The 13656-nt window shown below is 63.6% G+C and carries 10 protein-coding genes; 8 read left to right on the plus strand and 2 right to left on the minus strand.

What is annotated here, in order from left to right:
• Positions 1 to 174: 174 nt before the first annotated feature.
• On the minus strand, positions 175 to 1941 hold the full coding sequence (locus tag AB6M95_RS17970; RefSeq protein WP_371388127.1) for a sigma 54-interacting transcriptional regulator: 1767 nt from the start codon (positions 1939 to 1941) through the stop codon (positions 175 to 177).
• 352 nt (positions 1942 to 2293) lie between these two features.
• Here AB6M95_RS17970 and AB6M95_RS17975 point away from each other — a divergent pair, with 352 nt between their 5' ends.
• The 7 genes from AB6M95_RS17975 (at position 2294) to AB6M95_RS18005 (ending at position 10937) form a co-directional block, all read left to right on the plus strand.
• Positions 2294 to 2833, plus strand: coding sequence for a TRAP transporter small permease (locus tag AB6M95_RS17975; RefSeq protein ID WP_371388128.1), 540 nt, complete (start codon positions 2294 to 2296; stop codon positions 2831 to 2833).
• Positions 2833 to 4116: a TRAP transporter large permease gene (locus tag AB6M95_RS17980; RefSeq protein ID WP_371388129.1), complete on the plus strand. Its 1284-nt coding sequence runs from the start codon at positions 2833 to 2835 to the stop codon at positions 4114 to 4116. The genes AB6M95_RS17975 and AB6M95_RS17980 overlap by 1 nt, the downstream gene beginning before the upstream one ends.
• Positions 4117 to 4140: 24 nt before the next feature.
• Entirely contained in the window at positions 4141 to 5175 is a 1035-nt protein-coding gene (locus AB6M95_RS17985) for a TRAP transporter substrate-binding protein (protein ID WP_371388130.1), read from the plus strand.
• A 72-nt stretch (positions 5176 to 5247) separates the two neighbouring features.
• Positions 5248 to 6519: a threonine synthase gene (gene thrC, locus AB6M95_RS17990; protein WP_371388131.1), complete on the plus strand. Its 1272-nt coding sequence runs from the start codon at positions 5248 to 5250 to the stop codon at positions 6517 to 6519.
• A gap of 16 nt (positions 6520 to 6535) precedes the next feature.
• On the plus strand, positions 6536 to 8002 hold the full coding sequence (locus AB6M95_RS17995) for a pyridoxal-phosphate dependent enzyme (RefSeq protein ID WP_371388132.1): 1467 nt from the start codon (positions 6536 to 6538) through the stop codon (positions 8000 to 8002).
• A 9-nt stretch (positions 8003 to 8011) separates the two neighbouring features.
• Positions 8012 to 9205: a YgeY family selenium metabolism-linked hydrolase gene (locus tag AB6M95_RS18000; protein ID WP_371388133.1), complete on the plus strand. Its 1194-nt coding sequence runs from the start codon at positions 8012 to 8014 to the stop codon at positions 9203 to 9205.
• A gap of 16 nt (positions 9206 to 9221) precedes the next feature.
• Positions 9222 to 10937 (plus strand): N-acyl-D-amino-acid deacylase family protein, encoded by a 1716-nt coding sequence (locus AB6M95_RS18005; RefSeq protein ID WP_371388134.1) that lies wholly within the window; start codon positions 9222 to 9224, stop codon positions 10935 to 10937.
• A 362-nt stretch (positions 10938 to 11299) separates the two neighbouring features.
• On the opposite strand, the gene AB6M95_RS18010 is transcribed toward AB6M95_RS18005, so the two are convergent.
• A complete protein-coding gene (locus AB6M95_RS18010) occupies positions 11300 to 11548 on the minus strand; it encodes a hypothetical protein (protein WP_371388135.1) in 249 nt (82 codons plus the stop codon).
• On the opposite strand from AB6M95_RS18010, the gene AB6M95_RS18015 reads away from it, so the two are divergent.
• On the plus strand, positions 11547 to 13403 hold the full coding sequence (locus tag AB6M95_RS18015) for a PAS domain-containing protein (RefSeq protein WP_371388136.1): 1857 nt from the start codon (positions 11547 to 11549) through the stop codon (positions 13401 to 13403). The two genes, AB6M95_RS18010 and AB6M95_RS18015, sit on opposite strands and share 2 nt — an antisense overlap.
• Positions 13404 to 13656 lie beyond the last annotated feature (253 nt).

The raw sequence follows: 13656 nt of genomic DNA on the forward strand, positions 1-13656 counted from the left end.
CTCGGCGTCCTGCCCGCCACCGGTTCCGGGGGCCTGATCAGGCCCCCGGAACCGGTGGACGAACAATAAAAGTGTTACCCATGTACCCGGGCAGAACTGTTACCCATGTTTCCGGTTGCACAGGGAAGCCCTTTTCAAAGGGTTCCCTTTCCCCCTTCCCCCGGCCGCCGGAGGCTATTCCAACCCGTACTTCTTGATTTTGCGATACAGCGTAGCGATGCCGATGCCGAGTTTTTGGGCCACGCGTTCCTTTGCGGCCTTGGTGCCGGTTTCGTCGCCGAAGGCCTTGAGGGCCTGTTGGATGAGGGTGCGTTCCATGGTGTCGAGGTTGTAGTCGGCGTATTCGGACTCGCGCACGCCGGACCGGACCTTGATGGGCAGGGTTTCGCGGGTGATGACGGCCGGGGAGTCGACCACGTTGGCCACGTACTCGATGGAATTCTGCAGTTCGCGGACGTTGCCGGGCCAGTGGTATTCGCTGACCGCCGACCAGAAGGACTCCTTGATGGTCAAAATCTCCTTGTCCAGGCGGTCCATGCTCTGTTCGAGGAAGACCTTGCACAGCAGGTGGATGTCGCGCGGGCGTTCGCGCAGGGGCGGGATGTGGATGGGGATGACGTTGAGGCGGTAGAAGAGGTCTTCGCGGAAGGTGCCGTTGTGGACCATCTCCTCGAGGTTGCGGTTGGTGGCCGAGACCACGCGCACGTCGATGGCCGTGGGTTGGGTGGAGCCGAGCCGGGTGACCTCGCGCTGTTCCAGGGCGCGCAGCAGCTTGGCCTGGAGGTGCAGGGGCATGTCGCCGATCTCGTCCAGGAAGAGCGTGCCGCCGTTGGCCTGTTCGAACCGGCCCATCTTGCCCTTGGGGTTGGCCCCGGTGAACGCGCCGCCCACGTAGCCGAAGAGCTCGCTTTCCAGCAGGGTTTCGGGGATGGCCCCGCAGTTGATGGCCACGAACGGCCCTTCCTTGCGGCCGCCTTCCTCGTTCAGGGCGCGGGCCACGAGCTCCTTGCCGGTGCCGGACTCGCCGGTGACCAGCACCGAGGAATTGGAGTCCGCGAACCGGGCCACCTGCTCCTTGAGGGTGACGATGACGTCCGAGGTGCCGAGGATGGCGTCCAGGCCGAGGCGTTCGTGGGAGGAGGCCAGGCGCAGGGCGTCGTCGTGCATGAGCTGGGCGTCGCGGAACATGAACATGCTGGAGCTCTCGCCGTGCTGGAGGCGGTACTCGTTCCCGGCCACGTCGTGGGACCGGCCCTGAAGGTTGACCGTGTATTCGGTGTATTGCAGCAGGCGGTTTTCGCCGCGCCGGAGCTTGACCGTGATGGCGTCCTGGCCTTCGAGGGGGAAGTCGAGGATCTGCTGGGCCGCGCGGTTGGAGCGGACGATGCGCCCGTCCTTGGCGAGCAGAAGCACGCCCTCGTCCACCTTGTCCACCACGGTTTCGAGCAGCTGGCCCAGCGCCAGGCTGCGGGCGTACTCCATGGACTCGACCACCTTGGAGGCCAGGATGTCGGCCATCTGGGCCAGAAAGTCGAAGAAGACCTCGAAGTTGTCCTGGATGTGGGCCTTCTGCTCCTCGGTGAAGCAGACGAACCCGATGACCCCGACCACGGCCCCCTTGTACAGGATGGGCGTGCTCATCTCGAAGGTCTCGTCGCAGGACTGCCAGTTGGGGCAGTCGGCGCAGAACTCGGAGAAGCCGGGCTCGCGGATGACCAGGGGCCGCCCGGTCTTGAGCACCTGGCGGTACACTCCGCTGGCCGACGACATCTGCTTGCCCACCAGCCCGGAAAACCGCCCGGTCCCGGCCACCCGGTAGAGGTTGCCGTCCACGATCTCCACGTCCACCCGCAGCACCTTCGAGATAACGGCCGCGTATTTGGTGGCGGCCCCGCTGATGTCCCACAGGTCCTGGGGCACGTTCTCCACGTTCACTTCCATTGCGCGCTCTCCGATGGGGCGTCATTCCCCGTATCAGAACGATACCGCCATTACGCCGCAACCATTGGCGGATGGCCGCAACAACCCGGCATCGTGCCGTTTTAGCCCGGCGGCGCGGCAAGGCGGCCGCCGGTATCAAAATGAAAACACTTGTGACATAATCGTAATCCACCGAAGGTTCAAGTTATATCGAGCAAGCCCCCCTCATCGCGGCTGGTGGAGATATTGCAGATAACACATTGGTATAAAATGAGATATTAAAAAATACCAAAACGGCAAAAAAATCACGCCACGGCTCCCCGAGCTGGCACGGTATCTGCTCTATAGGGGCATCACCTCAACCAAACACACTATGCAAACACAAAAAACACCCCCCTTCGTCAGCCTGGCCGGTTCCGTGGAACGGTTCTCCTACCGGCTGAACTACGTCCTGGAACGGGTCTGCGCCCTTCTGGTGGCCGGAATGATCGGCGTGGTCTGGTTCGGAATTCTCGAACGGTACGCCCTGGCCCTGGGAGCCACCTGGACCGAGGAGCTGGCCCGCTACATCATGATCTGGGCCGCGCTCCTGGCCGTGCCCTGCTGCGCCTACCGGCGCGAGCACATCGGCCTGGACCTGGTCTTCTCCCGGCTTCCGCTCTCCTGGCAGATGCCCGCGCGCATGCTCCTCGACCTGCTCGGCCTGGCCTTTTTCCTGTTCCTCACCTGGTACGGGGTGACCATGGCCAAGGGCGGGGCGAACCAGTACGCGACCATCTTCGGCATGACCATGTTCCTGCCCTTCACCGCCGTGCCGGTCACCGCCGGGCTCACGGCCTTCCAGATCGCAGCGGTCATGCTCCGCGACGCGGCCGGGGTCGCCCCCCTGTTCACCAGGAAGGAGGCCGCCTGATGCTGACCGTCGCCATCATCTTCTTCGGCCTGCTGCTCGTCGGCGTGCCCATCGGCTTCGTCCTCGGCATCGCGGGCGTGGTCGGTCTGGTCCAGGTGGGCGGAGACAACTTCCTGGTCATGGCCCCCAAGCGGTTCTTCGAGGGGCTCAACCTGTTCACCTTCATGGCCATGCCCTTCTTCATCCTGGCGGGCGAAATCATGAACCGCGTGGGCATGACCCAGCGCATCGCCAACCTGGCCGACGCCCTGGTGGGCTACCTGCGCGGCGGCCTGGCCCACTCGAACATGCTCGCCTCCGTGCTCTTCGCGGGCATGACCGGCGCGGCCGTGTCGGACGCGGCCGCCTTCGGCAACACCCTGGTCCCGGCCATGGTCAAGCAGGGCTATTCCCGCCCGTTCGCCTGCGCGGTCACCGCCGCCGGCTCGATCATCGGCCCGACCATCCCGCCGTCCAACCTGATGGTCATCTACGGCTCGCTCGCGGGCGTGTCCATCGCCGGACTGTTCGCGGCGGGCATCCTGCCGGGCCTGCTCATCTGCCTGGTGTGCATGGCGCTGATCGTGGCGCTGGGCCGCAAGCTCGGCCTGCCCAAAAAGGAGGGCAGCCCGTCCCTTACGGAAATCATCTTCGCCTTCAAGGGCTCCCTGCTCGCCCTGATCATGCCCGCCATCATCCTGGGCGGCATCCTGGGCGGCATCGTCACCCCCACCGAGGCGGCGGCCATCGCGGTCTTCTACGCCCTGTTCGTGGGCGTGGTCATCCACCGCAACCTGACCTTCAAAGACATCGTGGACATGCTCATCCGCACGGCCCGGATCACCGGCGTGGTCTTTTTGATCATCGCCTCGGCCTCGATCCTGAGCTGGTGGATGACCTTCATGCAGATCCCGCAGCAGATCGCGGACGCCTTCCTGTCCCTGTCCACCACCCCGTGGATGGTCAAGGCCATGATCCTGCTCCTGCTCCTGGGCATCGGCATGTTCATGGACATCAACGCGGCGCTGATCATCCTGACGCCCATGCTCGGCACCCTGACCCAGGCCATCGGCATGAACCCGGTGCACGCGGGCGTGATGATCGTCCTGACCCTGAACATATCGCTCATGACCCCGCCCGTGGGGGCCTGCATATTCGTGCTCTCTTCGGTCACGGGGGAGAGCATCGAGCGCATCAGCGCTTCCCTGTGGCCGTTCATACTCGTGGAGGTGGGGGTGCTCTTCCTCACCACCTTCTGGACGGACCTGGCCATGTTTTTCCCCAACCTTCTGCTCGGCATGTAGCGGAACAAACCATGAGAGGATCCTATGAGAATCGGTAAAAAACTGACTGTCCTGATCGCCGTGGCGGCATTGCTGCTGTGCTCGGCCCAGGGTGCGCTGGCCGCCAAGGTCATCAAGATGCACCACCTGAACAAGAACGGCGCCTTCGACAACCCGTCCGGCGCGGCCGCCGTGGTCTTCAAGAACCTGGTCGAGTCCGGCACCAACGGCGAGGTGCAGGTCCAGATATTCCCCAGCGGACAGCTCGGCAAGGACGCCGAAGTGGTCCAGCAGGTCAAGGACGGCATCATCCAGCTCGGCGTGCACTCCGTGGGCGCGGTGGGCAGCGTCTACCCCATGATCTCCGTGCTCGACGTGCCCTTCGCCTTCCCCAACCACGCCGTGGCCTATGAGGTCTTCGACGGTCCCTTCGGCAAGAAGCTGGCTGGCGACATCACCGCCAAGACCGGCATGAAGTGCCTCGGCTTCTCCGACTCCGGCGGTTTCTTCCAGTTCACCAACTCCAAGCGCCCGATCAAGACCCTGGAAGACATGAAGGGCCTGAAGATCCGCACCATGGGCCTGGACACCCACAAGATGCTCGTCTCCTCCCTGGGCGGCCAGCCCGTGTCCATCGCCTGGTCCGAGGTCTACACCTCCCTGCAGACCGGCGTGGCCGACGGCCAGATGAACCCGGTGCCCATCGTCGAGTTCGCCAAGCTGTATGAGGTCCAGAAGTACCTGACCATTTCCAACCACCTGTTCGCCCCCCACGTCTGGATGATGAACATGGACTTCTACAACTCCCTGACCCCGTCCGAGCGCCAGGTCGTCGAAAGCGCCGCCAAGACCGCCATCGTGGTCTCCCGCGGCATCGCCAACGCCATCGAGGCGTCCGATCGCGGCCTGCCCTTCCTGTCCACCAAGATGGAGGTCTACACCCTGCCCGAGTCCGAGAAGGAGCGCTTCCGCGCTGCTTCCCAGCCGGCCGTCATGAAGTACCTCGAAGAGCACTTCGGCGACGAGGGCAAGGCCATGCTGAACTCGTTCCTGGAAGCCATCAAAGAGGCCTCCAAGTAACACGGCCCAAGGCCTGAACGCCGGGCGGCGGGGTCATCCCGCCGCCCGGCCATACCAACCGCAAGCGAAGACATGAACAAGACACCAAGGCCCGATCACATCACAGGAATGCGCTGCACCATCTGCGGCAGGACCTACCTCCCCGGCGAGGTGGACTACGTCTGCCCGGACCACGGCAACGAGGGCATCCTGGACATCGAATACGACTACGACGCCATCGGGCGACAAATTTCCCCCCAGAGCCTGGCCCGGGACGCGACGTGCAGCCAGTGGCGCTACCGCCCGCTCCTGCCGGTCCTGCCCGGCACCCCGGCCCCGGCCGCAGCCGTGGGCTGGACCCCGCTCTACAAGACCGACCGCCTGGCCAAAGCGGTCGGCCTCGACACCCTCTACGTCAAGGACGACTCCCGCCAGCCCACCGGCTCGCTCAAGGACCGGGCCAGCGCCCTGGCCGTGATGAAGGCGCGCGAGGCCGGAGCGGACATGATCACCACGGCCTCCACCGGCAACGCGGCCGCCGCCCTGGCGGGCATGTGCGCGGCAAGCGGCATGGCCTGCACCATCTTCGTGCCCCGCTCGGCCCCGAGGGCCAAGGTGGCCCAGCTCCTGGCCTATGGGGCCAGGGTCTTCCTGGTGGACGGCAGCTACGACGACGCCTTCGAGCTGTGCCTCAAGGCCGCCGAAAAGTACGGCTGGTACAACCGCAACACGGGCTTCAACCCGTACATGGCCGAGGGCAAGAAGACCGCCGCCTTCGAGATATGCGAACAGCTCGGCTGGCAGTGCCCGGACGCCGTGTTCGTGGGCGTGGGCGACGGCTGCATCATCTCCGGCCTGCACAAGGGGTTCATGGACATGTTCCGGCTGGGCTGGATCGACCGCCTGCCCCGGCTCATGGGCGTCCAGGCCGAGGGCAGCGACTTCCTGTACCGCTGCTGGGAGCAGGGCGCCGACCCGGTGACCTTCCCGGCCATCCGGGCCCACACCGTGGCCGACAGTATTTCCGCGGGGCTTCCCCGCGACCGCCGCAAGGCCCTGGCCGCGGTCAACGGCACGGGCGGGGCCTTCCTGCGCGTGTCCGACGAGGCCATCCTCGCAGCCATCCCCGAACTGGCCCGCCTGACCGGCGTGTTCGCCGAACCCGCCGGAGCCGCGCCCCTGGCCGGGCTGCATGCGGCCCTGGCCCAAGACCTCGCGGCCCGTGACGAGACCTGCGTGCTGCTCGTGACCGGCTCCGGGCTCAAGGACGTGGACGCGACCATCAAGGCCTGCGACGCCGAGCCCCCGGTCATCGCTCCGACGCTCGACGCCCTGGACAACGCAATGCGAAACCAAGAATCATAATAAAGGAAGGACAACCATGCTTGACCTGACCATCAACCCGCAGGGCCTGGAAAGCGCCCTGGCCTGCGCGAAAGAAAAGAATATCATCATCCCCACCCTGGAGCAGATGTGCCACCCGGAGAAGATTCCGGCCGCCATCAAGGAAAAGCTCAGCTCCGTGGGACTGTGGGATCTCGATCCGATCAATCTCTTCCGTATCTCCTGGAAGAACGAGCCCGCCGCGAGCGGCGGTGCCTGGGGCGGGGTCAACCACATCGAGCTGCCCTCGTCCCTGACCGGGGTGGATGCGCGCATCGTCCTGCTCGTCGGCAAGTGGTTCCCCACCGGGGCCCACAAGGTCGGCGCGGCCTTCGGCTGCCTGGCCCCGCGCCTGGTCACCGGCCAGTTCGACCCGCGCAGGCAGAAGGCCGTCTGGCCGTCCACCGGCAACTACTGCCGGGGCGGGGCCTACGACTCCAACCTGCTCGGCTGCGAGTCCATCGCCATCCTGCCCGAGGGCATGAGCCAGGAGCGGTTCGACTGGCTGTCCAAGGTGGCGGGCGAGACCATCAAGACCCCCGGCTCCGAGTCCAACGTCAAGGAGATCTTCGACAAGTGCTGGGAGCTGCGCAAGTCCGGCGACGACATCATGATCTTCAACCAGTTCGACGACATGGGCAACTACCTGTGGCACTACACCGTGACCGGCCGGGCCATGGCCGAACTGATCGAGTCCCTGTCCGACGACGCCCAGAAGCACTTCAGGGGCGTGGTCCTGTCCACCGGCTCCGGCGGCACTTTAGCCAGCGGCGACTACCTCAAGCAGCACTTCGCCAACGTCAAGGTGGCCGCCTGCGAGGCCCTGCAGTGCCCCACCCTGCTGAACAACGGGTTCGGCGCGCACCGCATCGAGGGCATCGGCGACAAGCACGTGCCCTGGGTCCACAACGTGCGCAACACCGACATGGTCATCGCCGTGGACGACGAGGTGCCCATGAACCTCATCCGCCTGTTCAACGAGCCCGCGGGCATCGAGGCCCTTAAGGAGAACGGCGTGCCCGCCGGGATCGCCGAGAACCTCCACCTGCTCGGCATCTCCTCGGTGGCCAACATGATCTCGGCCGTCAAGTTCGCCAAGTACTACGAGCTGGGCGCGGACGACGTGGTCCTGACCGTGGCCACGGACTCCATGGAGATGTACCAGAGCCGCCTGGCCGAGCTGACCGAGGAGAAGGGCGAATACGACGCCAGGGACGCCGCCTACTCCCGGGGCATGCTGGCCGCCACGACCATCGACAACATGGAGGAGCTCGGCTACTACGACCGCAAGCGCATCCACAACCTCAAGTACTACACCTGGATCGAACAGCAGGGCATGGCCTTCGAGGACATCCAGGCCCAGTGGTACGACGAGAGCTACTGGACGAACGTGCAGCAGCTGGCCCCCGAGGTGGACAGGCTGATCAACGAATTCAACGCCAAGACCGGCCTGCTCGAGGGCTAGGGAGGCGACATGCCGAACAAGGATAAATACTGCAACCTGAGCGTGGCCCTGTGCCAGGAGCTGGTCTCCCTGCCCAGCGTTTCCGGCGAGGAAGGCGACGTGGCCAAGGCCCTGGCCGCCGCCATGGAGGCCAATGGATTCCACCGCGTCACCGTGGACCGCTACGGCAACGTCCTGGGCCGCATCAAGGGCAGCAAGCCCGGCCCATGCGTCCTGTTCGACGGGCACATGGACGTGGTCCCGGTGCCCGACCCGGCGGCCTGGACCCAGGCCCCGTTCGGCGGCGACATCGTGGACGGCAAGGTCTACGGCCGGGGCACCTCGGACATGAAGGGCGCCCTGTCCGCCATGGTCGGGGCCGCCGCATGGTTCGCCAAGGAGACCCGGGGCAAGTTCGCGGGCGAGGTCTGCGTGGCCGGCGTGGTCCACGAGGAGCTCTTCGAGGGCATCGCCGCGCGCGAGATATCCCAGGCGGTCAAGCCGGACTTCGTCATCATCGGCGAGGCCTCCGAGCTGAACCTGAAGATCGGCCAGCGCGGCCGGGCCGAGATCGTGGTCGAGACCATGGGCGTGCCCGCCCACTCGGCCAACCCGGACAAGGGCGTCAACGCCGTGCACCTGATGACCGACCTGATCCGCGAAATCGACAAGATTCAGGCTCCCTCCCAGGACGTCCTGGGCAAGGGCATCTGCGTGCTCACCGACATCAAGTCCACGCCCTACCCCGGCTCGTCCGTGGTGCCCAGCGGCTGCCGGGCCACCTATGACCGCCGCCTGCTCGTGGGCGAGACCCCCGAGTCGGTCCTGGCCCCCATCAACGAGGCCATCGCCCGGCTGTCCGCCGCCAACCCCGACTTCAAGGCCAAGGCGTACTTCGCCAAGGGCCGCGAGAAATGCTACACCGGCGTGCACATCCAGGGCGAACGGTTCTTCCCCGGCTGGCTGTTCGACAAGGACGCCCCCTTCGTGGCCGCCACCCTGGCCGGACTCGAGGCGGCCGGGCTCAACCCCGGCCTGTCCCATTACTCGTTCTGCACCAACGGCTCCCACTACGCGGGCGAGGCGGGCATCCGCACGCTGGGCTACGGCCCGTCCCGCGAAAACCTGGCCCACACCATCGACGAACACATCGAGGTCGACCAGCTGCACAAGGTCACCACAGGCTACAAGGCCATCATCGAGGCCCTGCTCGCCTGCGAGTAACCCGCAAGGACACGCCATGAGCATCCGCATCGAAAACGCCCGCATCGTCGACGGCACCGGCAGTCCGGCCATACCGGGCTCCGTGCGCGTCGAGGACGGCGTCATCACCCACGTGGGACCGACCGCCCCCGAGGCGGACCAAACCATCGACGCCGAGGGCCGCGTGGTCTGCCCCGGCTTCATCGACACCCACTCCCACTCGGACCTGGTGGTCATGGAGGACCCGTTCATCCTACCCAAGATCCGCCAGGGCGTGACCACGGAAATCCTGGGTCAGGACGGCATCTCCATGGCCCCCCTGCCCAAGCGGCACATCCCGGCCTGGCGCAAGAACCTGAGCGGCCTGGAAGGCGAGTCCGAGACCCTGGACTGGACCTGGGAGACCACCGACGGCTACCTGTCGCGTCTGGAACGGTCCGGCGCGGGCACCAACCTCTGCTACCTGGCCCCGCACGGCAACGTGCGCATGGAGGCTATGGGCCTGGACGACCGCCAGGCCAATCCCGGCGACCTCCGCCTGCTCCAGGCCGTGCTCCGGCGCGAACTGGAGGCCGGGGCCTTCGGCCTGTCCACCGGGCTGATCTACCCCCCCTGCACCTACGCGGACAAGGCCGAGATGGAGGCGCTGTGCTCGGTGGCAGCCGAGTTCGGCCGCCCGCTGGTCATCCACCAGCGCAGCGAGGCCGACACCATCCTCGAATCCATGAGCGAGGTGCTCGACATCGCCCGCACCACCGGCGTGCACGTGCACTTCTCGCATTTCAAGATCTGCGGCAAGTACAACGCCGACAAGTTCGAGCCCGCCCTCGAACTGCTCGACCGGGCGGCCGACGAAGGCCTCAAGGTGACCATCGACCAGTACCCCTACGTGGCGGGCTCCACCATGCTCGGGGCCATCCTGCCCCCGTGGGCCCACGCGGGCGGCACGGACAAGCTTCTGGAACGCCTGGCCGACGAGAACTCCCGCGCCCGCATGCTCCGCGACATCCGCCAGGGCATCCCCGGCTGGGACAACTTCGTGGCCTTTGCGGGCGTGGACGGCATCTTCGTCACCAGCACGCGAACACAGGCCAACGCCGACGCCATCGGCAAGACCCTGGTCCAGCTCGGCGAGATGCGCGGCAAGCCGCCGCTGGAAGCCGCCCTCGATCTCCTGCTCCAGGAAGAAAACGCGGTCGGCATGGTCGACTTCTACGGCCTGGAGGAACACGTCAAGGCGTTCATGGCCCGTCCGGAAATGAACGTCTGCACCGACGGCCTGCTCGGCGGCACGCCCCACCCGCGCACCTACGGGGCCTTCCCCCGCGTGCTTGGCAAATACGTGCGCGAGGAAAAGGTCATGCCGCTCGAAACCGCCATCCGCAAGATGACCGGCAAACCCGCCGAGACCTTCCAGATCGACAGACGCGGCCTGCTCAAGCCCGGCTACCACGCCGACATCGTCCTGCTCGATCCGTACACCGTGCGCGACAACGGCACCTACACCGAACCGCGCCAACACCCCACCGGCATCGACCTGGTCATGGTCAACGGCGCCGTCCTCCATGGCCCCACCGCCCCGGACACCTCCACCCCGTCCGGGCGGGTGCTCAGATTGGGCAGACAGGAATGCCTCCGGCGGCCGGGGGAAGGGGAAGGAAAACCCTTTGACGCAGGCCGTCCATGGCCTGCGTCCCTTCGGGGTCGCGCCTTATCAGGCGCGGTCCAAATCTGCTGTCCTGCAGATTTGTGAATAGGGCTTTCCTTTCCCCTTCTCCCAGACCCCCATCCCCATCCGTTCCTAAACTTTTTGTCGCCGCTTCGCGGATGTGCGAGCGCGCGGGTTCCCTCGCATTCACGGAAAATTCATGTGATCCGAATGTCTTGAGCGGAGAGGGTGACCGAGCGCAACACTCCGCATGGACGCAGGTAAGCGGCGGAGGCGGCGTTCAGCAGCCGGACGCCATGCCCGTTCAGGGTGTCCGGAGCGGTTGGAAGGGGCGTCTGCAAAACGGCCGGAAACACTTAAACTAGTGGCAGTTACGATTTGTCAGGAGAGGGGTTCGGATGATATAGCCCCTGAGGAATGAAATGGAGGATGTCCTTTTCCCTTTTTCAGGAATCGTGTTTTTCTCCGTTTGAGATATCCATGCCGCCCGTGACCGCGGAAAAAACGGCCATCGACTGTTTGTTTTCCGCCATAATCTTGTTGATGCCCATGTGCCGTGCGTTGTTTCTTCCGAACAACGCCGCGAGGGGAATATTTAAGATGCACTGTTTCACCAATCGTTTTTTCTCGTTGTTCATCGCATGCTCGTTGGCATTGTGCAGCACAGCAATGGCCGGGTCTTCTTTTTTTGACATGGCCGAGCCCACTCAGGACACGAATCAGCCGATTATCGGCACACATTATTTCGGGTTCGCCAAGAATGATTGGCCTGTCGGTTTTCTCTCCTCCGTGGATCCCCAAAAAGCACTGCCCGATTTCCAGCGGATTTCGGATATGGGGTTCAATACCGTCGTTCTTGTCGCGAGTTGGGGCGATTATGAACCGGCGATAGGTACATACAACCAAAGGGCATTCGACAAGATGTCGGCTATCGTGGGGGCTGCGGAGAAGATCGGCCTGGATGTGTATATCCGGATGCCGTATTACTGGAATCTCACACAAAGAGACAGCATCGAAGATCGCCAGGAGCGTATTTTTCTGGAGCGGACGCAATGGGAGGCGTGGAACGCCTTTCTCGTGAGGATGAAAACCTTCGCCGATCGGCATTCGGCGATAAAAGGCTTCTTCGGCTCCTGGGAAGACTTTCTCATCATCGAAGAGATGTTTTTCGATCAGCATGGGAGAGGAGTTGACCTCAGAGAGGCATTCGAGGCGCAGACGGGATACAAGGCCAAGGATATCGTCAGGAACGGACAGAATTATGAAGTTTTCGTCAGTTGGTTCGACGACCGGATTCTGGCGCTGCATGAGTCGATCCAGCGTGTCCTGAAGAATTACAGCTTCGAGGTCCGTGTGGACAGTGACCCCAAACGGGTGGACGGCAAGCTGGAATGGCTTGGACACGAAAAGATGTACAAGCTGCATGATGCCGCCCCTATCGCATATTGGGCTCCGTACTACGGTGCAACGAACACGGGGCAGCCCTTGACGGCGGACAAGGCGCTCAAATCGGTCGACTGGCTCATTGCGAAGCTGGGGACAGTGCTGGGCGACGCCTCTCATGTCTGGCTCGATCAAATGAACATCGTCGACAACACATATGGCACCGACAACAACGACTATATTGCGCCACAGGAGATGAAGGCCTTTCTGCAAGGAATTGCCGAGAGGATTCCGAGTAAATTTCACGGCTATGCCTTGTGGACGCTCAAGAACTACCGTCACAACGTCATTGCCGACCCCCTCTTGCTCGAACCGGTCGGGTTGTACTGGACGTTCAACCAAGCGCGCAAAAGCCCTGACGGCGGTGTGATCATCCCCCCCGGCGGGTATATCGAACAGACCGTGCGGGGAACCGTCACGGGTACGCTCAGCGCCCCCGAAACGTCCTTGAAACTCGATATTTCATCCGGCACGGCCAGGGCTTTCTTCAATCAAGAAGAACTGATTCACGAGGCCGACAAGGATACGCCGACGACGCGCATGAGCGTGAACACCATCTCCTCCGGAGGGGATTTGCGTATCGTGAACGTCGGGAAAAAGGACTTGGTCATAAAGTCCGTCGCATTGTACGGCCACGAACAAGGAGGCGACGTCTTCGATCAGGACATGCATCCGTTGCAATACTATCCCTATATTGTTGAACTGAACGCGAAAATACGACAGAACGCGGCAAAAAGCTGCTCGGGCTTTGGCCGCACCCTTTCCCCTGCTTTCATGGCCAAAGGGATATTCGCCGACAATTGGACGGGAAACGACTTCAGTCTGTGCTTTACGGGCGATGACGGAAGATACGAAATATCTTTTACTGTTGTGAACACGATAAAAGACAATTCGTTGATCATTCGTACAGACGACCAGGCCATACGGTTCGCCCTGAAGGAAGGCGTCGAAAACATATCACTATGCAAAACGATGCACCCCCATGATGTAATTCGCTTCGCCGTCGAAAAAAGCTTTTCTCCCCGCAACGTCGATCCGTCCTCAGAGGATGAACGAGCCCTCTCCATCAACTTCAGGGAAGTATCCGTTAAAAAATGTGACCGGTAGCCCGCCGCCCACATCGTCCCGTTCGCCCGGACACCCCCACCCCGTCCGGGAGGGTGCTCCGGTTGGGCAGATAAGAATGCCTCCGGCGGCCGGGGGAAGGGGAAGGAAAAACCCTTTGAGAAGGGCTTTGTGCAACCGGAAACATGGGTAACACTTCTGCCCGGGTACATGGGTAACACTTTTATTGTTCGTCCACCGGTTCCGGGGGCCTGATCAGGCCCCCGGAACCGGTGGCGGGCAGGACGCCGAGCAG

It is taken from the genome of Pseudodesulfovibrio karagichevae (assembly GCF_041414475.1).
GTDB lineage: Bacteria > Desulfobacterota > Desulfovibrionia > Desulfovibrionales > Desulfovibrionaceae > Pseudodesulfovibrio > Pseudodesulfovibrio karagichevae.